Source organism: Lacrimispora sp. 210928-DFI.3.58, assembly GCF_020554865.1.
GTDB lineage: Bacteria > Bacillota > Clostridia > Lachnospirales > Lachnospiraceae > Enterocloster.
This window is the reverse complement of the sequence record NZ_JAJCIC010000018.1, coordinates 1-21,321: the sequence shown is the minus strand read 5'-3', so window position 1 is coordinate 21,321 and position 21,321 is coordinate 1. Positions and strand designations below refer to the sequence as shown.

21 protein-coding genes and 1 pseudogene are annotated in these 21,321 nt (G+C 51.7%); 5 read left to right on the top strand and 17 right to left on the bottom strand.

Annotated elements, in window-relative coordinates:
- Positions 1 to 62: 62 nt before the first annotated feature.
- The 7 genes from LIZ87_RS12165 to LIZ87_RS12135 form a co-directional block, all read right to left on the bottom strand.
- Positions 63 to 1,973 (bottom strand): ABC transporter ATP-binding protein, encoded by a 1,911-nt coding sequence (locus LIZ87_RS12165; protein WP_227147322.1) that lies wholly within the window; start codon positions 1,971 to 1,973, stop codon positions 63 to 65.
- Positions 1,970 to 3,799, bottom strand: coding sequence for an ABC transporter ATP-binding protein (locus LIZ87_RS12160; protein ID WP_227147320.1), 1,830 nt, complete (start codon positions 3,797 to 3,799; stop codon positions 1,970 to 1,972). The genes LIZ87_RS12165 and LIZ87_RS12160 overlap by 4 nt, the downstream gene beginning before the upstream one ends.
- Positions 3,800 to 4,285 (bottom strand): MarR family winged helix-turn-helix transcriptional regulator, encoded by a 486-nt coding sequence (locus tag LIZ87_RS12155; RefSeq protein ID WP_178314516.1) that lies wholly within the window; start codon positions 4,283 to 4,285, stop codon positions 3,800 to 3,802. It lies immediately after the preceding gene.
- A gap of 129 nt (positions 4,286 to 4,414) precedes the next feature.
- A complete protein-coding gene (locus LIZ87_RS12150; protein ID WP_227147317.1) occupies positions 4,415 to 5,230 on the bottom strand; it encodes a TIGR02452 family protein in 816 nt (271 codons plus the stop codon).
- Position 5,231: 1 nt separating this feature from the next.
- The gene (locus LIZ87_RS12145) at positions 5,232 to 6,098 is read right to left on the bottom strand and encodes an NUDIX hydrolase (protein WP_178314512.1); all 867 of its coding nucleotides are present in this window, start codon (positions 6,096 to 6,098) and stop codon (positions 5,232 to 5,234) included.
- Positions 6,091 to 6,663 (bottom strand): NADAR family protein, encoded by a 573-nt coding sequence (locus tag LIZ87_RS12140; protein WP_227147314.1) that lies wholly within the window; start codon positions 6,661 to 6,663, stop codon positions 6,091 to 6,093. The genes LIZ87_RS12145 and LIZ87_RS12140 overlap by 8 nt, the downstream gene beginning before the upstream one ends.
- 296 nt (positions 6,664 to 6,959) lie before the next feature.
- Positions 6,960 to 7,349 (bottom strand): winged helix-turn-helix transcriptional regulator, encoded by a 390-nt coding sequence (locus LIZ87_RS12135; protein ID WP_227147311.1) that lies wholly within the window; start codon positions 7,347 to 7,349, stop codon positions 6,960 to 6,962.
- A gap of 176 nt (positions 7,350 to 7,525) precedes the next feature.
- On the opposite strand from LIZ87_RS12135, the gene LIZ87_RS12130 reads away from it, so the two are divergent.
- The gene (locus LIZ87_RS12130; RefSeq protein ID WP_227147308.1) at positions 7,526 to 7,912 is read left to right on the top strand and encodes a pyridoxamine 5'-phosphate oxidase family protein; all 387 of its coding nucleotides are present in this window, start codon (positions 7,526 to 7,528) and stop codon (positions 7,910 to 7,912) included.
- A 492-nt stretch (positions 7,913 to 8,404) separates the two neighbouring features.
- Here the strand turns inward: LIZ87_RS12130 and LIZ87_RS12125 are convergent, their stop codons facing one another.
- From LIZ87_RS12125 to efp, 4 genes are all read right to left on the bottom strand, one after another.
- Positions 8,405 to 9,040 carry a flavodoxin family protein gene (locus LIZ87_RS12125; protein ID WP_178316068.1) on the bottom strand — a complete coding sequence of 212 codons (636 nt, stop codon included), beginning with the start codon at positions 9,038 to 9,040 and terminating at the stop codon, positions 8,405 to 8,407.
- A gap of 79 nt (positions 9,041 to 9,119) precedes the next feature.
- The gene (locus tag LIZ87_RS12120; RefSeq protein ID WP_227147305.1) at positions 9,120 to 12,266 is read right to left on the bottom strand and encodes a DEAD/DEAH box helicase; all 3,147 of its coding nucleotides are present in this window, start codon (positions 12,264 to 12,266) and stop codon (positions 9,120 to 9,122) included.
- A gap of 96 nt (positions 12,267 to 12,362) precedes the next feature.
- Positions 12,363 to 14,150, bottom strand: coding sequence for an arginine--tRNA ligase (argS, locus tag LIZ87_RS12115; RefSeq protein ID WP_178317321.1), 1,788 nt, complete (start codon positions 14,148 to 14,150; stop codon positions 12,363 to 12,365).
- Positions 14,151 to 14,250: 100 nt separating this feature from the next.
- Complete coding sequence (efp, locus tag LIZ87_RS12110) at positions 14,251 to 14,808, bottom strand: elongation factor P (protein ID WP_178317322.1); 558 nt, start codon at positions 14,806 to 14,808, stop codon at positions 14,251 to 14,253.
- A 360-nt stretch (positions 14,809 to 15,168) separates the two neighbouring features.
- On the opposite strand from efp, the gene LIZ87_RS12105 reads away from it, so the two are divergent.
- Positions 15,169 to 15,714, top strand: coding sequence for a shikimate kinase (locus LIZ87_RS12105; RefSeq protein ID WP_227147303.1), 546 nt, complete (start codon positions 15,169 to 15,171; stop codon positions 15,712 to 15,714).
- Between the two features lie 148 nt (positions 15,715 to 15,862).
- On the opposite strand, the gene LIZ87_RS12100 is transcribed toward LIZ87_RS12105, so the two are convergent.
- Genes LIZ87_RS12100 through nrdR form a run of 3 tightly spaced genes read right to left on the bottom strand, consistent with a single transcriptional unit; the run spans position 15,863 to position 17,732 of the window.
- Entirely contained in the window at positions 15,863 to 16,729 is an 867-nt protein-coding gene (locus LIZ87_RS12100) for a shikimate dehydrogenase (protein ID WP_227147299.1), read from the bottom strand.
- A 25-nt stretch (positions 16,730 to 16,754) separates the two neighbouring features.
- The gene (locus LIZ87_RS12095) at positions 16,755 to 17,261 is read right to left on the bottom strand and encodes a YqeG family HAD IIIA-type phosphatase (RefSeq protein ID WP_178316749.1); all 507 of its coding nucleotides are present in this window, start codon (positions 17,259 to 17,261) and stop codon (positions 16,755 to 16,757) included.
- Between the two features lie 18 nt (positions 17,262 to 17,279).
- Positions 17,280 to 17,732: a transcriptional regulator NrdR gene (gene nrdR, locus LIZ87_RS12090; RefSeq protein ID WP_227147296.1), complete on the bottom strand. Its 453-nt coding sequence runs from the start codon at positions 17,730 to 17,732 to the stop codon at positions 17,280 to 17,282.
- Between the two features lie 314 nt (positions 17,733 to 18,046).
- Between nrdR and aroD the strand changes: the two genes are divergently transcribed.
- Complete coding sequence (gene aroD / locus LIZ87_RS12085) at positions 18,047 to 18,805, top strand: type I 3-dehydroquinate dehydratase (protein ID WP_227147293.1); 759 nt, start codon at positions 18,047 to 18,049, stop codon at positions 18,803 to 18,805.
- Positions 18,806 to 19,166: 361 nt separating this feature from the next.
- On the opposite strand, the gene LIZ87_RS12080 is transcribed toward aroD, so the two are convergent.
- Together LIZ87_RS12080 and LIZ87_RS12075 are read right to left on the bottom strand one after the other, a co-directional pair.
- On the bottom strand, positions 19,167 to 19,421 hold the full coding sequence (locus LIZ87_RS12080) for a YlmC/YmxH family sporulation protein (protein WP_227147461.1): 255 nt from the start codon (positions 19,419 to 19,421) through the stop codon (positions 19,167 to 19,169).
- Positions 19,422 to 19,727: 306 nt separating this feature from the next.
- Positions 19,728 to 19,931 carry a hypothetical protein gene (locus tag LIZ87_RS12075; RefSeq protein ID WP_227147290.1) on the bottom strand — a complete coding sequence of 68 codons (204 nt, stop codon included), beginning with the start codon at positions 19,929 to 19,931 and terminating at the stop codon, positions 19,728 to 19,730.
- A 187-nt stretch (positions 19,932 to 20,118) separates the two neighbouring features.
- On the opposite strand from LIZ87_RS12075, the gene LIZ87_RS12070 reads away from it, so the two are divergent.
- Both LIZ87_RS12070 and LIZ87_RS12065 read left to right on the top strand, forming a co-directional pair.
- On the top strand, positions 20,119 to 20,481 hold the full coding sequence (locus LIZ87_RS12070) for a hypothetical protein (protein ID WP_227147287.1): 363 nt from the start codon (positions 20,119 to 20,121) through the stop codon (positions 20,479 to 20,481).
- A 5-nt stretch (positions 20,482 to 20,486) separates the two neighbouring features.
- Entirely contained in the window at positions 20,487 to 20,780 is a 294-nt protein-coding gene (locus LIZ87_RS12065) for a hypothetical protein (RefSeq protein ID WP_227147284.1), read from the top strand.
- A gap of 161 nt (positions 20,781 to 20,941) precedes the next feature.
- Here LIZ87_RS12065 and LIZ87_RS12060 read toward each other — a convergent pair.
- Positions 20,942 to 21,321 (bottom strand): annotated as a pseudogene (locus LIZ87_RS12060) (cell wall-binding protein); the annotation flags it as partial.

Below are 21,321 nucleotides of genomic sequence, written 5' to 3'. Positions count from 1 at the left end.
CCTTGTATACAATACAGAATTCTATCGTTATTTTTTTAATTTGATTGTTAATTTCCTGCCAATCAATCCAGTTCTTTCATTCCTGTATACAATTCATAGTAACGGCCCTTCAGTGCCAAAAGCTCCTCATGATCGCCCCGCTCAATGATCCTTCCGTGCTCTAAAACCATGATCGCATTGGCCCGGCGCACAGTAGAAAGCCGGTGGGCAATAACAAACGTCGTTCTGTCCGCCATGAGCCGGTCCATGCCGTGCTCAATGTGCTTTTCTGTCCTGGTATCCACGGAGCTGGTAGCTTCGTCAAGGATGAGCACCGGAGCCTTGGAAATAGCGGCGCGGGCAATGTTTAAGAGCTGTCTCTGCCCCTGGCTTAAGTTCGCTCCATCTCCCTCCAGCACTGTATCATAGCCGTGGGGAAGCCTCATGATAAAGGAGTGGGCCGAGGCTGTCTTTGCTGCCTGGATGACCTCCTCATCTGTGGCATCCAGCCTGCCGTAGCGGATATTTTCCATGATCGTGCCTGTGAACAGATGGGTGTCCTGGAGCACCATGGCAATGTTCTCCCGCAGCACATCACGCTTCATGGAACGGATGTCGGTCCCGTCCATGGTGATAGAACCTGACTGGATATCGTAAAAGCGGTTGATCAGGTTGGTAATGGTGGTCTTTCCTGCTCCTGTGGAACCCACAAAGGCGATCTTCTGGCCCGGCTTTGCATATAGGCTGATATCCTTTAAGATCACCTTATCCGGGTCGTAGCCAAAGGTTACGTGATCCAGCACCACATGGCCCTCAATGTGCTCAGGAGCTGCGGCATCCTTCTCATCCGCAGCCTCCGGCTCCTCGTCCATCACGGCAAACACGCGCTCCGCACCTGCCAGGGCAGAAAAGACATTGCTCACCTGCATGGATATCTCGTTGATAGGACGGGAAAACTGCCGGGAAAAATTGAGGAATACGGTAAGGCCACCTACGTCAAAGCCCCGCAGCACACACAGGAGGCCGCCGATACAGGCTGTCAGGGAATAGTTCACCTGGCTTAAATTGCCCATCACAGGCCCCATGATGCCTCCGAAGAACTGGGCCTTGATCTGGTTGTTGCGAAGCTCCTTATTGAGGAGCTTAAATTCCTCCTTTGCCGTCTCCTCGTGGCAGAAGACCTTTACCACCTTCTGTCCTGTGACAGTCTCCTCAATATAGCCGTTGAGCGCTCCCAGGGCAGCCTGCTGGGCAGTAAAATATTTCTGGCTCCGGCCTGCCACTGCCCCTCCCGCTTTCATCATAAGAGGGATCAGGATGACCGTCACAAGGGTCAGGATGATATTGGTATAAAGCATGAGGGCCAGGGTTCCCACAATGCTCAAGGCCCCGGAGAACAGCTGGACCAGCGTATTGCTCAGCATCTGCCCGATGGTATCCACATCATTTGTAAAACGGCTCATCAGGTCACCGTTGGGGTTTGTATCATAAAAACGCACAGGCAGTTCCTGAAGCTTACAGAACAGCTCGTTTCTCATCTTCTGCAGTGCATTCTGCGCAACGGTCAGCATTACCTTTGCCTGGGCATAATTGGCAATCACTCCGATGATATACACACAGGCTAAAAGCAGCAAGGCCCGTAAAAGTCCTGCGGCATCGCCCCGGCTTCCATCTGTAGGCGCAATGTAGCGGTTGATGATCGGCCGCAGCATATAGGAGCCCAGCAGGGTGGCTGCCGTGTTGAGGATCACACAGAAAAATGCCAGCAGCATCTTGGGCCTGTCTTCATTTACATAGCTCATCAGCCGTTTTACGGTTTTTCTGCTGTCCTTTGGCCTGCCGCCCGCTCCCATCTTCCGCCTGGGGCCGCCAGGACCTCCCGGACCCCCTGGACCTCCGGGCCCTCCGGGCCCTCCTATGCCTCCCGGACCTCCTGCGGCCTTTCTGCGGCCATACCGGCGTTTTAAGCTTATCAGCTTCTGTTCCTCCGTCATACCTTTCCTGCCTCCTCTCCTGCTGTTTTTTCTCTGTCTTCTTTGCTGAGGCTTGGCCTGCCGTCCTCCCCGGGACAGACCGCCTGGCCTGGCGGCACGGTCTCTTCCTTGTCTCTCTGGGAATAATAGATCTCCTGGTAGGCGCTGCAGCTCTTCAAAAGCTCCTCATGGCTTCCCTGTCCAATGATGCGGCCCTCATCCAGTACCAGGATATTGTCCGCCCCTTCCACGGAACCAATCCGCTGGGCAATGATGATCTTTGTGGTACTTTTCAGCTCCGTGCCAAAGGTCTCCCGGATCCTGGCCTCTGTGGCCGTATCCACTGCGCTGGCGCTGTCATCCAGGATCAGTATCTTCGGCTTTTTTAACAGGGCGCGGGCAATACAGAGCCTCTGTTTCTGGCCTCCTGATACATTGGAGCCTCCCTGGCCCAGTTCTGTCTGATACCCCTCTGAAAATGCTGTCACAAAGCCGTCTGCCTGGGCATTTTCTGCTGCCTGCCGCAGCTCCTCCTCTGTGGCGTCCTCCCTGCCCCACTTAAGGTTCTCCTCAATGGTGCCTGAAAAGAGCACATTTTTCTGAAGTACCATGCCGACGCCCTCCCGAAGGTGCAGAAGGGAATAATCCCTCACATCCACGCCGTCCACCAGTATCCGGCCCTTTGTGGCATCGTACAGCCGGGGGATCAGCTGGACAAGGGTGGTCTTTCCGCTTCCTGTGCTGCCTATGATGCCCAGTGTCCGGCCCGGCTCCACCTGGAAGCTGATATCCGCAAGCTCCAGCTCATCCTCCCTTCCAGAGTAGCTGAAGCTCACATTTTCAAACTCTACCCGTCCTTCCTTTACAAGAAGCTCCTTTCTCTGCGCCTCATGGTCTGTCAGGTCGATCTTCGTATCCATCACCTCGTTCACACGCTTCACTGAGGCAATGGCCCTGGAGGTCATAAGGAGCACCATGGACAGCATCATAAGGGACATCAGTATCTGGACAATGTAGGTGGTAAATGCCGTCAGGTCTCCTACCGGCATAGAACCGCCTATGATCAGGTTTCCTCCGTACCACACAACCGCCAGGGTTGTGATGTTCATCGCCAGCATCATCACCGGCATGGTGACGATCACTACCTTCATGGCGTGGAGGCTGCTGTCTTTTAGATCCTGATTCATTCCCTTAAACTTCTCCTCCTCATACCCCTCACGGACAAAGGACTTGATGACACGCACATTGGTGAGAGCCTCCTGGATACCAGAATTCAGCCTGTCAAGCTTTTCCTGCATGGCAGTAAAACGCGGAAAGGCGGTCCTTAGAATGAGGACGATGGACAACGTCAGCACAGGGATCACGATCAGGATGATCACCGCCAGGGAAGAATTCATCATAAATGCCATGATCAGGGCGCCTATGAGCATACCCGGCGCCCGAAGGAGCATTCTCAGCCCCATCATGAGCACATTCTGCATCTGCTGGATGTCATTGGTAAGCCTTGTCACCAAAGAGCCGGTGCTGTAGGAGTCAATGTTTTTGAAGGAAAATTCCTGTACCTTTGCGAACATGTCATCTCTCAGATCACTGGTAAAGCAGATGGACGCCTTTGCAGAAAAATAGGCTCCGCCAATGCCTCCCGCCGCCATCACGAAGGAGGTGAGCACCATGACAATGCCCATGGAAATGATGTAGCGGATATCTCTGCTTGCCACACCATTGTTGATGATCAGCGACATGAGCTTTGGCAGCATGATCTCGCCAAATACCTCTGTCAGCATTAAAATAGGCCCTATGATAAACGCACTGAGATAGGGCCTTACGTATTTTCCGTACCGTTTCACTTAGCGGTCCTCCTTCCCTGCCAAAAGCTCCTGGCTCTGTTTCAGATTTTCATACATCCTGTCAAAATACTGCCCCAGAATGGTCATATCATTCTCCGAAAAGCCTGCAAACATGCACTGCTCCATCCTGCGGAACAGGTGAAGGCTGTCCTCCACCACCTGTCTTCCCTTCTCTGTGACCGTGATATGGTTCAGCCTGCTGTCCTTCTCGTCGGCCGCACGGCTGATATAACCGCCCTTCTCCAGTTTTTTCAGAGAAACCGCAATGGTAGCGCCGGACACCCCATACATCCCGGCCAGCTCCTTCTGGGACACATTGGGATTCTCCGCCACATACATGAGGATCTGGTGCTGGCTCCTGTAAACCCCGGTCTTATTCAGCATATTCTCCATAAAGCCGCGGTGATACCTTCCGATATGGATGAATTTATGTATCAGCTGGTGTTCGGGAGAATCCAGCCGTTTGTGACACCTTATAACATCCATTTTTCTGTCCTCCTTTCCAAAAAATAATTAGCCAGTTTATAATTAGCTAATTAACTATATGAGAGTATAATGGCTTTATTGCGAAAATGCAAGGAATAATTTGTGTTTTTTCTGCCTTTTTTGATATGCCTATTTCAGAAATGCCTTCAGACAGCGCTGATCCCGGGACTTATCCAGCACTGCATGGAAAACAGAATCGAAATACTGTCCCATTCCTCCCTCAAGAAGCTCCTTCCACCAGGCCGCGATCTTTACCGGATCATTTCCGAATACGCCGCAGCCATAGGCTCCCAGGATCAGATTTTTCGCCCCCTGACGGGCAAAGATCGCCAGTGCCAGTTTCATTCTCCGGTACATCACCTGCTCTGCCAGGCTCTCGTCCTCTCCCTTTCGCAGCACCTGCCCCATATTCACCGCAGGCAGCGTCAGCACAGAGGCCGTGACCGGCCGCTCCACCATCCGAAAGCCCCCGTCCCGGAAAAATGCCACATCCGGGGAGTAGATCGCGTGATCCGTATACATCATGGAACTCTGTCCTCTGTTTGCGCGGTAGTATTCCTCATGGGCTGTCAGCGTCCGGTACAGCGTGCTGGAAGCCGCCAAGCTTTCCTCCTGGGCCATTGCCCCGTTCAGGAAGCCGCCTCCCGGATTCTTCGCGCTGGCAAAGTTCAGCACGCCTATCCTGTGGCGTCCTTCCTCCGTCAGTCTTCGGACCGCATCTACCGCAGAAATATTTTCTACCCTCGTCTTCCCGGAAAAGCCAGGATCCTCCGTACTCTTTCCATATTTTTCCAGTATCTTCTTTCCCTGCTCCGGAGAAAAGAGAAGGCTGCCGCTTATGGACTGCTCCATCTGTACCTTCACGTCCACCCGTTTCCCCTCAAACTCATAATATCCCCGCTCCATAATACCCAGGGTCTCTCTTGCAACTGCTTTGCGATCCATGTTAAACCTCCTTTCCCTTTCCATTCCTCTGATAGAGCCTGGAGGGACGGTGTCCCTCATTCTGCGTATAACGCTCTGTTTCCTTCACCATGGACGCGGCCCTGCGGCGGAAGGCCGCTGTGGCAAGCTCCTCATCCAGCACCACCTCATACACCTGCTGAAGCTGCGTTAATGTAAAATACTCCGGCATAAGGTGAAGAGCCAGATCCGTATACTTTAGCTTTCCCCGCAGCCGCTCCAGCGCATAGGCAATGATCCTGGCATGGTCAAAGGCGAGGCCCTCATTTTCGGAAATGCTGCATGCTGCAAGGGTCATGCCCTCCTCTTTTTCAAGGGCAGCTGTCAGGCGGATATCGCCGTGGGACAGCGCCAGCTCCCATCTCTCCCGGCCTTTTTCCACCTGCCTTTTTTTGCAGGTCAGGCGAAACCAGGCTGCCTCATCCGCATCGTCTCCTGCCTGAAGTGTCACCTTGCTGGAGTCGATCAGCGCCATATAGGAGCAGCTCATCACCCACATCCTGGGATCACGCCCCGGCTGGCTGAAGGTGTAGAGCTGCTCCAGATAAGGCTGATCCACTCCAGCCTCCTCCAAAAGCTCCCTTCTGGCCGCCTGCTCCGTTGTCTCCGTAGGGCGCACAAAGCCCCCCGGCAAGGCCCAGCAGCCCAGATAGGGATGGCCTCCTCTCCTGATCAGCAGCACCCGAAGCTCCTTTTCAGGCAGCTTCCTGTAATTCTCCTCATCCTCATCCGTAACCGTAAAGATCACAAGATCCGCCGCCACCGAAGGCCTGGCATAATCTCCCGGCCTGTAGGCCGCCAAAAATTCCCTTTCCGTCAAACCATTTTTATCCCTGATCTCATCACTCACAGCAGCCCTCCTCCTTTTCCAGCAGCCGATCTCTTACCTCCGTCAGCGCAAAGCCCAACAAATTCCTTCCCCTCCATTTCAGAGGACAAAGGGCATCTGGATGATCCTTTCCCATCCCGATCCCCCATATCCTGTCCCTGGGACTCGCCTCCACCAGGATCCGCTTTTTCGTCCCTTTCAAAAAGGCCCAAAGCTCTGGGTTCTGGGAGAACTTCGCCATATTCCCCCGCTTTACGATCTCAAAGCAGGAGCTGTCCCACCTCTCCTTATCAAACCCTCTCACAGCCCGTCCATATCCCTTCATCTCCTTGGGGTGAACCGCCTCCATAATTTTCCCGAGCATCTCCCTGTCACCAAACATCCTGGCTTTCTCCGCCATCATAAACTGCTCTGCGCAGCTGTAGAAAACCCCCTCCACCTCAAACCGGCAGCTCCACCATTGGCTCAGGCAGGCCTCGCTGATACGCCCGTCCGGCCTGGGCGTATGTCCCCAGAAAAACAGAAATTTTACCTGTTCACCAGCATGATATGCTTTCTTCAGATCATCCAGATGATAAATCTTCACGGCTGTTCCTCCTTCCCTGTACCTGCGTCAAAACCGTTTCTTTGTTTAGATCATTTTGATATTATCAATTTGATATTATCTTAATGTCTATATTATACAGTTGTTCCTATGATCTGTCAACTTCTTTATAAAAAAACGGTTCAGGGAACCCTATTCCCCGAACCGTCAGAGTGTCGGAAAAGCCGCCACTCTGAATAAGCTTGAGAGCTTATTTTTTCTTGTTTTTTAAACATATTTATGTGACGGTTTTGTAATAGTCGTGCTATAATTCGCCAATATATAAATGTGTCAGTACACTAGGCCCTGTCTGAAAAATCATAGTAGCATTTTCTGCACGGGGCAGCCCCCTTTCCTCCATTTTCCTTTAACAGTTCCACAGACCATTTGCAGACGCTTAAAAGGATAGGGACCGCAGTCCTTCCTCTTTCTGTCAGGCGGTATTCCACCCGCGGCGGTATTTCATCGTAGGAGCGGCGTTCTACCATCCCGTCCGCGATCAGCTCCTTTAAAGCGGAAGCCAATACCGCATCCGTGATATTTCCCATTTCCCCCCGCAGGCCGCTGTACCTGAGCACTTTCTTCCTTGCCAGAACACATATGATCCTGGATTTCCATTTTCCCCCAAAAACTGCCAGTCCATATTCCAACGGACAGCGGATATCCTTTTCCAATTTATGCTGATACATCCCGTTTCCTCCTCTATGCTATTCCCTATCTGTTATTATACGCAACATACTTTTCTATCGCAAGCTGCTATGAAATTTCATAGTAACTTATTAATTCGCTGCTGTCTTTCTTCTCAAAGCCTGCTGCGGTAAAATAAGGATAAGCTCAAGAGCCAAAAAGAATGGAGGAAAATGCAATGAACGAAAATGTGATCAAGGTACTGAAGGAAAACATGTGGTATCTGGCAACCTGCTCTGATGAGCCCAACGCTGTGCCGGTGGGCTTTAAAGACGTAACAGAAGATGGAAAGCTGACAGTGGGCGATGTGTTCCTGAAGACCACCTTAAACAACGTCCTGGCAAACGGCCGGGTGGCTGTCTCTGCCTGCAACATGAAGACCATGGAGGGCTACCAGATCAAAGGCTCTGCCCAGTACGTCACAGAAGGCCCAGTTGTGGACAAATACAAAAAAATGGCCGCCGACCTCTTCAAAGGCGCTTTAACCGCCAAAGGCGCACTCATCATCACCCCGGAGCGCATCATCGTAACCACTCCGAATAAGGACAATAATAAGGAGCTTTGATAAAAAAGAATCCTGCTCCGCAGGATTCTCCGCCTGCGGCGGATCGCGCAAGCGACATATTCCTATCCGCCGCAGCTCCCCAACCCTTCAATCCCCAAGGGCTTTGCGCGCCGCCGTGGTGCTCTGTGCACCGGAACCGGCTAACTCATTTGCAGAAAATCGATAAAATTAAACGAATCAGGCCAATTATTCCGGAGTATCCCAGCGGGAGCCGGGCCAGGCCATGGGCTTCGGGGGCATCATAGAGCGGAAGCAGAAATTCTTGGCTGGAAAAAGCGCAGAATTTCCTTCCGCGATATGCAGCCCCCGAAGCCCATGGCCTGGCCCGGCTCCCGCGTACCTTACGGACCAATATCACCGGTCAAATACCCCGCATCAAGCTGCAGGGCATTCGACCCTCGCGGCAGGTCTACGTTTCACTTCGTTCAATGCTAAACGTGCGCCGCCGTCACACAGCACCACCAAATATCCGTGCAGGCACGTCTGCTTGGCTCATTGCTTCGCAGGAATAAAATTCGTCCTCTTACGCTCGCTCTCCCTCTCCGGCAGACAGACACCCGCATTTCTCCCCGCCTCAAAGCATTTCAGCATCCAAGCCATATTCCTCCCAAGAGTCCGCATGATCTGCAGCCCCTCCTCATCCTTCCTCACATCCTCCGGACAGCTCCCATGGACCATATTCCAATACTGGGAAGACACCACCGGCATCTGAGAGATCATAAAATACTTATTCAGCTGATCCAGCGTTGCCGTAGTCCCCGCTCTCCTGGCCGAAACCACACAAGCCCCCGGCTTATAAGCCATATACTTCCCTGCGGAATAAAACAGCCTGTCAAGAAAAGAGGTAATAGCCCCGCTGGCCGCCGCATAATGCACCGGAGATCCAACGATCAGCCCATCCGCCTCCTTCATTTTCTCTGCCGCCGCATTCACCAGATCATCCCCATACACGCACCTTCCCAGCTTTCCGCAGCCGCCGCATCCCATACACCCATGGACAGCCCCTCCGCCCACATGCAGGATCTCCGTCTCGATCCCTGCCTTATTCAGCTCACCAGCCACCTCGCACAGCGCCGTATACGTACATCCCTTCTCATGGGGACTTCCATTCAGCATCAAAACCTTCATCTTATTCTCTCCTTTCATTCTCAAACCGTTTTCGGGCACAGCCTGCCGCCGCACCCAGCTGCATTCTGCTGCCGCCTCATCACGACAGCATTTCCAAAATATCCTCCCTGCTCAGAGAAGCCAGCGATACATTTCCCTCTGTCACCACCTGCTCTGCCAGCTCCTGCTTCATATCCTGAAGCCGCAGGATATTCTCTTCAATCGTATTCTTCGCGATCAGCTTATATACCGTAACCTGCTTCTCCTGACCGATCCGGTGTGTCCTGTCCGTAGCCTGATTCTGGGCAGCCACGTTCCACCAGGGATCATAATGGATCACGATATCCGCCTCCGTCAGGTTAAGCCCTGTCCCTCCGGCCTTCAGGCTGATGAGGAACACCGGTATCCCGCCCTGATGGAACTCGGACACCATCTCCATCCGCTGCTCCTTCGGCGTAGTCCCGGTCAGCTTTATGCTGGCGATCCCCTCCTTTTTCAACCGCTTCTCGATCAGCTCCAGCATAGATGTAAACTGGGAAAACAGCAAAATCCTGTGTCCGCCCTCCACGCCTCTCTTCAGCAGATCCATGCAGGTCTCCAGCTTTGCTGACTCCCCCTTATAATTCCCATAGCAAAGGCGCGGATCACAGCAGAGCTGGCGCAGTCTCATAAGCTCTGACAAGATCTGGAGCTTCTCACTTCCGGCTGTCCCCAGACTGCCATTTTCCAGCTTTTCCTTCAGCACCAGGGCATTGGCCGCATAAAGCGCCCTCTGCTCCTCCCCAAAGCCGGAATACACTACCTGCTCCAGCTTATCCGGCAGCTCCTTTAATACATCCCGCTTCACTCTGCGCAGCACAAAGGGGGCGATCAGACGTCTCAAACGCTCCAGCCGCTCCTTATCCCCATCCTTCACGATCGGAGCCTCATACTCCTTCCGAAAAAACTGGCTTCCAAACAAAAAACCAGGCATGAGGAAATCAAAAATGCTCCACAGCTCACCCAGATGATTCTCCACAGGAGTCCCCGTCAGCGCAAATCTGGCCCGCGCTCTCACAGACTTCACAGCCTTTGCGCTCTGGGTAGCCGCATTCTTAATATACTGTGCCTCATCGATTATCTGAAACCGGAACTCCATTCCCGCATACAATGCAATATCCCGCTTCAGCAGATCATAAGAGGTAACGATGATCTCAAACTCCCCAGGCTTCTCCTTTAACGCCTGCAAAAGTTCCTCCCTCTGGCTTCCATTTCCCACCAGAGAAAGCACCCTTCTCCCCGGCACAAATCTTCTCACCTCATGCTCCCAGTTAAACACAAGGGATGCCGGACATACGATCAGGGAAGGAAGCATTTCCCCATTTTCATAGGCATCCTCCAAAAGGGCGATCACCTGTATGGTCTTTCCCAGCCCCATGTCATCTGCCAGTATGCCTCCGAATCCGCACTGTTCCAGGGTCTTAAGCCAGCGAAAGCCCGTTTTCTGGTACTCCCGCAGCACCTCACTCATGGAAGCAGGCACAGGATAGCTGCTGTCCTCCACCGACTTCATACCGCGGACAACTGCCTTAAACAGCTGTTCCCGGTAGTAGGCCACTCCGGTTCCCTCCTTCAGCGCGGAGTCCAGATAGAGGGCCCTGTAGGCAGGGAGGCGTATATGGCCGGAAAGCAGCTCCTTTTTTCCAACTCCCAGCTGCTGGGCCAGATCCATCACCGTAAAGAGGCCGCCCTCTCCCAGCATCACAAACTGCCCGTCCTTCAGCCGGTAATATTTCTTCTTCTCACGGTAGGCAGCAAGGATCGCGGGCAGCTCCTGTCCTCCCAGATCGCCTGTGTCCACCGTCAGATCCAGCCAGCCTGCGGAAAGTCCCACGCCCACCGAAACCTTTGGCGTCGGAAGCACCTTCCATTTTTTCATTCCTTCCGACAGATACACCTCTCCCACTGCCCGGAAAGCCTCCAGTCCGGAGTCCAGCAGGCGAAACAGCCCATCCTCATCCCCCTTTATGACAAGGCGGTTCCCATCTGCCGTCTTATACTTAAAATATTTGTTAATGATCTGACTGATGCGGAATTCTCCCGGCACATCCCTGCAGATGGTCCTGGGAAGGTTCTCATCCTCCACCGGATGAAAGGAGTGATCCCCATAGGAGAGGACAGGCTCCATGTAAAGCTCCCCCTCATTCCCTGCATCGAAACGGAATTCTGCCTTTAAGGGCATTGGCCTGTAGGCCTCCAGCTCCACCTCCCCTGCAGCTATGCTACAATAGGGCTGCAGCGCTTTGACCACACGCTCATAAAACAGGGGGATATCCTTCTCACCCACATAGACGCACTGATCCCGTTCCTTCGTCATCTGCTCTAAAAAAGGACAAAAAGCGGCCGTGAACTCCTCACTGCAGCGGTACAGCAGAGAACCTGATACCAGGTACAGTCTCCGCTCTCCCCGGAAACTGGCCTGGACAGGCCTTCCTCCGGAAACCCCGGCAAGCTGCACCTGGATCCCGTCCCTGCCAAAGCTGTTGATCTCAATGGCCGGCTTCGGATCCTCTTTCACAAGCTCCAGCCGGCTGCGTATCCCTGTGGGGAGCTGCACCTCAATCCCCAGGTCCGGCATTCTCTCCAGCAGTTCAAACAGACGGTCCCTGTTCATCCTGCTTATCTCCAGCTCTCTTGCCGTATTCTGGCTCTCCGCCATCTCCAGCACAAAGGAAAGAAGCTCCCTGCTTCCCTCCTCAAAGGCCTGCTTCTGGTGGTGAAATGCCAGTTCCCGCCCATATTCCACATAGGCTCCCTGCTCCACGGCATCCCGAAAGGCCCGAAGGTCCTTTACTACATAGAGGCGGCTGCCGGATACCTTCCCCACCTTAAGCTCCAGGCGCACTGCATGGCCCTCAAGGAGGATCACCGGCGCAAGCGTCACCTGCCCGGCCTCCTCCTCTGCCAGGATCTTTGCCACTTCCCTGTTGGTATACTCCCGTATCATCGTATGCACCTGGGAGGAGGTGTGGACGGGCGGCTTTGATGCCTGGCTCCGGTATTCTTCATAATACGCAAAAAGGGCCTCCTCATGGGCACACATGCCCTTATAAGAATTCCCTTTTTCACAGGTACAGGAATAATCCCTTACCTGACGCTCCTTCAGATAAAGGCTTACCTCATAGCTCTGGGCCTGGTCCTCCACCAGGCCCCTTACTCTGACCTCTCCCTTCCAGAAGCTGGTCGTATTCATCTTAGCGATCTTCATTTACCTGCCCCATCCTTTCGGTGTCTCCCAGTCAAGCTTCTGCAGCCGCAGGGCTGGGACTCCTCAGGCACTGCGCATATTTCCGCGCCAGGAAGACTACATACGCTCCGGAGCCTCAATGCCTAAGAGGTCAATGCAGGCCTCCAGAACGCGCTTTGTCAATGTGATCAGGCCGATATAGCTGTCCTTCTGCTCCTCATTTTCCTCAGAGAGGATCTTCGTGTCATGGTAAAAGCTGTTAAAGCCATTGGCAAGCTCGTAGATATACTGGCAGATCTTGTGGGGAGCTGTCTCCGCAAAGCTGTTCTCCAGCACCTCGTTGTATTTTGCCAGGAGGAGCATCAGGGCCTTCTCAGACTCTCCCTTTGCAGGAAGGATGTGCTTTTCCGTGCCCTCCGCACTTATCCGGCCGCCGTTCTCCTTATACTTTGCGAGAATGGATTTAATGCGGACAATGGTATAAAGGATATAGGGCCCGGTATTTCCCTCAAAGGAAATAAACCGGTCAACGTCAAATACATAATCCTTGGAGGCCTGATTAGACAGGTCGCCGTACTTTAAGGCCGCAAGGCCCACCTTCTTTGCCGTCTCCCTTGCTTCCTCCTCAGACACGGTACGGTTTTCCATGATCCGGTTGAACACCGCCTCGTCGATCTCAGCGATCAGCTTTTCCAGGCGCATAACGCCGCCCTCACGCGTCTTAAAGGGCTTTCCGTCCTTTCCGTTCATGGTGCCAAAGCCGAGGAAGATCATGGGGGTATCCTGCTTTACGATCCCTGCCTTCTTTGCCACGCGGAATACCTGCTCAAAATGCATTCCCTGGCGCTTATCCACCACATAGATATAGCGGTCAGGCTGAAAATCCTCCTCACGCTCCACAATGGTCGCCAGGTCAGAGGTTGCATAGAGGGAAGCTCCGTCTGATTTGCGTACCAGGCAGGGAGGGATCTCCTTTGTGTCTGTCTCCTCTGCCACATCCACCACAAGAGCTCCCTGGCTCTCATAGGCCAGTCCTTTGTCGATCAGCATCTGTATCATGTCCTCAATGTAGGGCTCTGCATCACTCTCGCCCTTCCACAGGTCAAAGTCCACATTTAAGTTAGAATAATTCTTCTTTAAATCCGCTACGGAGACCTCCATGATATGCTTCCAGATCGCCCTGAAGGGAGCATAACCCTTCTGAAGCCTCAGGGTCGCCTCATGGGCTCTTTCTTTAAATGCCTCGTCCACCTTTGACTTGGCGCTGGCAGCCGGATAGATTTCCTCCAGCTCACTGATGGTAAAGGGGGCCTCCTTTGGATACTCCCCGGAAAAGCTCTCATCAAAATACACCAGCTCCGGCTTTCTATCCCGCAGCTCCTCGATGATCAGGCCCATCTGCAGGCCCCAGTCTCCCAGATGCACGTCGCCGATCATGTTATGGCCCAGGAAACGTCCCATGCGCTTAATGCTCTCGCCGATAATGGCAGCGCGCAGATGGCCCACATGAAGAGGCTTTGCCACATTAGCCCCGCCGTAATCCACAATGATCGTTTCCTTCTTCTCAGGAGCCTCCAGCCCCAGCTTATCAGCCTCTGCCATGCCGGCCATGTAATCAGCCAGAAATACTGGTGAAAGCTTTAGGTTGATAAAGCCCGGCATCACAGCTGCTGCCTCCGAGAATACAGGGTGCTCCTCCCCGCCTGCCAGCTTCTCCACCACTGCTGTTGCAATGTCGATCGGTTTCTTTTTATAGGCCTTTGCCGCTGCCATGGCCCCATTGCACTGGTACTCGCACAAATCCGGGCGGTTAGACAGAACGACCTTTGCAAACCTTCCCTCGTAGCCGCAGGCCTCAAAGGCACTTTTCAGCTCCTGCTCCATCATTTCCAGAATCTTCTTCACAGTCCTAATTCTCCTTCATTCCATGTAATCGAAAAACTGCCCCGGCCATACATAGCCGGAGCAATTCCATCCTTAGCTTCCAATTTCCTCTGTCTGATGATTATACGCGGGACAGATACTCACCGGTTCTGGTATCGATCTTGATCTTGTCACCAATCTCTACGAATAAAGGCACGCTCACAGTTGCACCTGTCTCAACCGTTGCAGGCTTGCTTGCGCCTGTTGCGGTATCACCCTTGAAGCCTGGCTCTGTGTCTGTGATCTCCAGCTCTACGAACAGAGGCGGCTCAACGGAGAATACGTTGCCATTGTAAGAACATACCTTACAGATCTCATTCTCCTTAACGAATTTCAGGGCATCGCCGATGATATCCTGATTCAGAGCTAACTGCTCATAGTTCTCTGTATTCATGAAGTTGTAAAGGTCGCCGTCTGCATACAGATACTGCATGTCCACACGGTCGATCCTTGCCTGTGGGAACTTCTCAGTTGGACGGAAGGTGCGCTCTACTACGCCTCCATTGATAACATTTTTCAGTTTGGTACGTACGAATGCAGCGCCCTTGCCTGGCTTAACGTGCTGGAATTCAAGGATCTGGACAACCTGTCCGTCAATCTCCAGTGTCACACCGTTTCTAAAATCGCCTGCTGATATCATAAAGATATTCCTCCTTAAGTTCGTTCAGGACACTTAGCATCTTGGCGAGACAAGATGCTATTCGCGCCCGCTAAGTCTCTAATCTTCTATATTCTATACTATGTAAGCGCCATTTTCAAGTTCTTTTTTGTCCCTCTGTAAAATTTCTTCTGTCATTTCTCCATCATCCGCGCTTTTTCCCTTCCAGCGCTTTAACGTACTGATACAATTTTGGGCTTCCGCATGCTGCACCCCGGCAGCCAGCGGAAGCTCAAGATACAATTTAATTGCAAAATACCCCTCTTCCTGCTATAATAGCCAAAGTAGAAAATGACCCGGCCATGGCAGACACGCCTGGCTGGTCTCCAAAGGAGAAAAGGTATGGACTCATCAAACAAACTCTTTGATTACAATATTTTCCTCATCGGCTTCATGGGTACGGGAAAGAGTACCATTGCAGGGGAATTAAAAAAGAAGCTGGGCATGGAGCGGATGGAGATGGACGACATGATCGTCCAGAAGCAGGGGATGCCCATTACGGACATCTTTGCAAAATATGGGGAAGCTTACTTCCGTGACCTGGAAAGCAATACGCTCATCGAGCTTCAAAATCAGCGCAGGACCATCGTATCCTGCGGAGGCGGCGTGGTGATCCGCAGTGAAAATACGGAGCACATGAAAAAAAGCGGACATGTGGTGCTGCTCACCGCCAAGCCGGAAACCATCTATGAGCGTGTAAAGGACAGCGATTCCAGGCCCATTTTAAACAACAATATGAACGTGGAATACATAAGCGGCCTTCTTGAAAAGCGCAGGGCATTCTATGAAGCCGCCGCTGATATTTCCATTGCCACAGACGGCAAGAGCGCAGACCAGATATGCGAGGAGATCATCTCCAAGCTCCTGGCCTTAGACAACGCAGAATAAAGGAACAAAGCGGGCAAGCCCGCCTCAGCACCCCACCCTCCTCACTCATGAGGGATCCCACCGCTTTGCACGCCGCCGCGCGTGCTCTGCTTTTTAGAGCACATTTTTCTTCGCGCGGCGTGTGCATCTCTGCGGAGCGTCTTTTCCCTTATTCCGAAAAATACTTCTCCATCACTTCTTTTGCCGGCATCTCCTGGCCTGTGTAGAGCTTAAAAGCCTCTGCGCCCTGCCAGAGCAGCATTCCGATGCCGGGGATCGTCCTGCAGCCTGCAGCCTTTGCATCTGCCAGAAGCTTTGTTGTCCTGGGGTTATACACCACATCCGATACCACGAGATCCTTGCGGAACATGCCGGTGTCCTCTACCAAGCTCTGGTCATCCATCGGTTTCATGCCCACTCTTGTGGCATTTGTGAAAATGTCGCTGCTTCCAATCTCTTTATAGAATGTCTCTTTATCTGCCAGATCATACAGGTTCACTCTGCAGCCAGGCACGTGGGCCCGTATCTTCTCCACAGTTGCCTCTGCATTTGCAAAAAAGGAATCCTTCAAGGCAAAGATGGACATCTCTCTGATCCCCTCTAAGGCGCAGGTGATCTCAATGGCAGTAGCCGCTCCGCCGGAGCCTGCGATGGTCATCTTCTTTCCCTTGATCTCAAAGCCATTTTCCCGGCAGTTGCGCACCCAGCCCAGTCCGTCCGTATTGTGTCCGATGAGCCTTCCATTTTCATTGACCACTGTATTCACGGCACCGATCAGCTCAGCTGCCTTTGAGAGCTCGTCACAGCAGGCAAGAGCAGCTGTCTTGCAGGGCATTGTGATGTTAAAGCCTCTGACATTAAGAAGCCTTAAGGCCTTCACGGCCTCCGCCGTCTCCTCCTCCTTGATGTCGTATGCCAGGTAGGCATAATCGATCCCCAATTTCCGGAAGCTGTAGTTGTACATTGCCGGGGAACCGGAATGTCCCACCGGGCTTCCGATCAGGCAAAGCATCCTTGTATGTCCGCTAATTTCCATTGTCTTTTCCTCTTTTCCTAATCTGTCATTTCTTTTTGTCGCATTTTCGCTTATAGGCGTACAGCACCGGGCGCTCCAGGTAGCGTTTCAGCACGATCTGGATCTCCTCCTTGGGATTGATGGGATTTACGAGAATACTGAAAATGCCCGCCCTGTTGGCGCCGTACACATCGGTAAACAGCTGGTCCCCCACAAAAATGGTCTCCTCCCTGCCCGTACCCATGCGCTCCATGGCCTTCTCATATCCCTTTTTCCCCGGCTTTCCTGCCTTATAGATGTAGCTGCTTTCCACCTTCCCGGCAAAGGATCTGACCCTGGGCTCCTTGTTATTGGAGAGCAGGCAGGTCTTAAGCCCCAGGCTGTGGAGTTCCTTAAAAAATCCAATGATCCTCTCATCCGCCGGGAAATCATGGGGAACCAGGGTATTATCAATGTCAAAAATGACTCCCCTGATCCCTTTGGAGTAATAGGCTGCAAAAGGGATCTTGTATATGGACTCCGACCTGCAGCTCGGATAAAATGCTTCCAGCATATTTCTTACTCGTCCTTCCTACTTTTTCAGCAGCTTTCCAAGCTCCTCCATAAAGGTGTTTACATCCTTAAACTCCCTGTAAACGGAAGCAAAACGCACATAAGCCACCTCGTCCATGTCCTTGATCTTCTCCATCACCAGCTCACCGATGGCAGAGGTGGGAATTTCCTTCTCCTCCTTGTTGAAGATCTGGTTTTCGATCTCATCGATCATAGCGCTGATCTGCTGGGGGGACACAGGGCGTTTATGGCAGGAATGGATAATGCCTGACTCGATCTTAGAGCGGTCATAGGCCTCCCTGGAGTTGTCCTTTTTGATGACCATAAGGGGCATGGTCTCCAACTTTTCGTACGTGGTGAAACGCTTGCCGCAGCGCTCGCACTGGCGCCTTCTGCGGATGGAGCTGTTGTCGTCTGCCGGCCGGGAATCGATCACCTTTGTGTCCACTTCATTGCAGTATGGGCATTTCATATGGCTGTACTTCCTTTCTTTTCACGAGTTTATGCTGCATTTATTTTAACTTAATCCCTATTTCAGTGCAAGAACTTTATGGCCTGTCCATTGGATTTCTTCCATAATCCTATAGACGAACCATGTTTTTTTGCTTATAATAGTAAAAACAAGCTAACTGTTCAGTAGGTCTGCGCACTTGCTGCGCTGACCGTACGATAACCTGGGCCAGAAGGCAAAAATCCCATGGTTGAAGCCGATTTTAAATGGATTTTTGCTCGTAACTGTAAGGGTACGGAACAGTTACAAACAAGCAACGGAAAGGCAGGATCCCTATGAATCATGTAACGATCAGAAAGACCACCCTCGGAGTGGGCATACCCAAAATATTTGTTCCCCTGGTATCGAAAACACCAGAGGAGCTTTTTGCTGATGCGGCCGCTATCGCCCGGACAGCAGCCGACATTGTGGAGTGGAGAGCTGACTGGCAGGAGTCTATTTTCGAGGAAGGCCGTGTTCTTAACATCCTCCGGAGCCTGCGAGAGCAGCTGGGAGAAATGCCCCTCCTTTTCACCTTCCGCACCTTTCCGGAGGGCGGGAATATGGAAGCCACAGGGGAACAGTATAAATCCCTGACAGCCACAGCCATCACCTCCGGCTTGGTGGATATGGTCGATATCGAACTGTCTGCCGGAGAGGAGACAGTAAAGGAGCTCATCTCCCTGGCAAAGGAGCGAGACGTAAAGGTCATCATGTCAAATCACGATTTCTATGCAACTCCCTCCAAGGAGGAGATGATCGGACGCCTCCGCCGTATGGAGGAGCTGGGCACTGATATCGCAAAGATCGCCGTGATGCCCGGCTGCCCGGAGGACGTGCTGGCCCTTTTGGAGACCACCCTGGAGGCCAAAAAGAGCCTGTCCTGTCCCATCATCACCATGTCCATGAAGGGCTCAGGCCTTATCAGCAGGCTCTGCGGCGAGGTATTCGGCTCCTGCGGCACTTTTGGCACTGCCGGGGCTGCATCTGCTCCCGGCCAGATCGATGCAGGGGAGCTAAAGACGGTTTTGGAGATCATACATAAAAGTTTGTAAATATATTCCTGTTTCAGTAAACCACCTTTTCCCCCCACCCTGCCTGTGGTATAATATCAACATGTCCTCTGGACCTGCTATCCTTCCGGGGGATGCACGCGGTTCGGTCAGTATTCTTCCTCCCGTTGGTTGGAACCGAACCGGCACAGTATAATATCTGCCGATATTGTACCATGTCCTTCGGTCATGATACCCTTCCGGGGGATGCACACGGTTCGGGCGGTGTGTTTCCTCCCTTTGGTCGGAACCGAACCGGCGCGGTATAATATCTATCGATATTATACCATTATCTTCCTCATGGAGTACCGGTCCATCCCCCATCCGCGTCCGGTACTCCTTTTTATGTACAGCCTGCTGCCCTTCAGCATTTCACCTTTTCGGTATTTTCCTTCTCCTTGAGGTCCACCAGTATGATGTCATTTCCCACCTGGCAGATATCGCAGAAGGGGATCACATACTCCTTCTCCCGCCCCAGAAATCCGCATATACAGCCAGGTCCTGGGACGATCAGGGCCAGCATGCAGCCCGTCTTTATATCAAAATCCACATCTCCCACAAACCCCAGCCGTTTACAGTCCTTCACATTGATGACTTCCTTCTGCTTTAAGTCATAAATACTTTTTGGATATCAGTAAAATAATTGCAAGATACACGATATACATTTAGCTGCAGGAGATCTGCCTGGAGGTCAGCAGCTGCGGCCAGGAGTATGGATGGATAATGGGCTTTAAAGCCGGGATCGCTTTTATGGTTGAGTGTTTGGAGGAATAATATTGGGCGGGGAGTAATCCCCGCCCTTCTTGTGCTATTCTAACGGCCTATCCAAATTCTTATATTTTAAGAAATCTATTTTCATTATTGTCTGTTCCAGTCTTTATTATAGTATATTAGTGCTTAACATTTAATAGTTTTGTGCTTAATTCTATGATTTTTTCATTCTATCCATGCGATCAAGCTCAGCAAGAATCAGCTCTTTTGCAAAAGCATTCGTTTTTAACCCGTATGCGTTTATTCTGTCAAGCGTTCCTTTTGGCAAAATAACGTTTATCCTATCCTTGTTTTTCATACATTTTTTTACTGCTTCTCTATTCTTCCTCGCTTTTTCCTCTGCTGTCAATCCAGACATAGCAACACCTCCATTTTTTAATGACATTATATTGTATTTGTGCTTAATTGTCAATAACATTTGTGCTTAATAAAAATTCACAATCCTTTTGTCTTATTAGTGCTTAATTTTGTGTAATATTACATATTGCATTAGTGCCTAATTTATGCTATTATATATACATAACAAAGAGATGGAGGTCAGTGAAATGAAGAAATACAATCTTAGCAAGATCATGAAAAGGGCATGGGAACTGGTTAAAAAGTTTGGAATGACCATTTCAGTTGGCCTCAAGGAAGCATGGAGGGAAGCAAAGAATATGATCGAAGAGTTGAAAAAGAATCTTGAGGATATGATGTACAACTGCAAGTACATCCACCTCGGTATTGACCGTGAGGTTTATACCAGAGAAGACAAGGGCCGCACATACCTGTCCATTCGGTGCTATACCATGGCAGGAAGATACAAAGGCCAGTACAAATGCGGCTATGTTGATATGGCCACAAACCAGTATGTATGTGGTAGATATGATGATGTAGACGCACTCAAAAAAGAGTATATCGGGAGGTAAACAACATGAAAATCAATGGAGTAGGAATTGTTAGCAAAAAAGAGGTTATGTCCATTCTGACCGCTGCCGGAAAAGCGGCGGTGAAGAACGGGGAAATTACCGCAGAAGAGCTGGCCAGCATGTACAAGCTGGAGCTCGTTAAGAAGGCATGCAGCCTTGGTCGATATCCAGAAACCTTCCAGGCCAATTATGAGAGGATTCCGGATGAGCTTAAGTCCAAACTGACTCCCGATGAGCTGGCAAAGCTAGCGGAAGCATTTTTTGAATGCTATGGAGACGGAAAAGCGGCCATGGAGTAATACCATGACCGCTATCACTGGAACAAAACGATAAATATTTCAATTCGCGCCCAACGGGTTTGCTGTTGGGACCGTCCTGCGGAGCATCCACCGTAGGAGACTATGTTAAGTATATAGTAGATAATTTATCTTGTCAAGTAATAATAAGGCAGGACATTTTTCTATTCTCCCAGTCCCGGCCACTGCAGCGCCCCATCCTGATCGGGCGTGAGTGTCACTGGCTCCGTTACTATCCGGCCCTCAGCGTCCATAACATACCACTTGCCATCCACGGTGAGCTGGCCTGTCACCATGGCTCCATCACTGCCCAGGTAGTACCAGGCGCCCTTGTACTGATACCAGGTATCATGAACCATAAGGCCGTCCCCGCGGAACCAGTACCATTTGCCATCCTCATCCAGGTACCAGGAATTACGGACGTATTCCCCGGTATTGCCCAGGTAGAACCTCCAACCCCCGTCTTCCTGCTGCCAGCCGGACTTGTGGGGATCATCCTGGATGTAGCGCCGGACACACACCAGGCCCTTACGCCAGCCTCCGG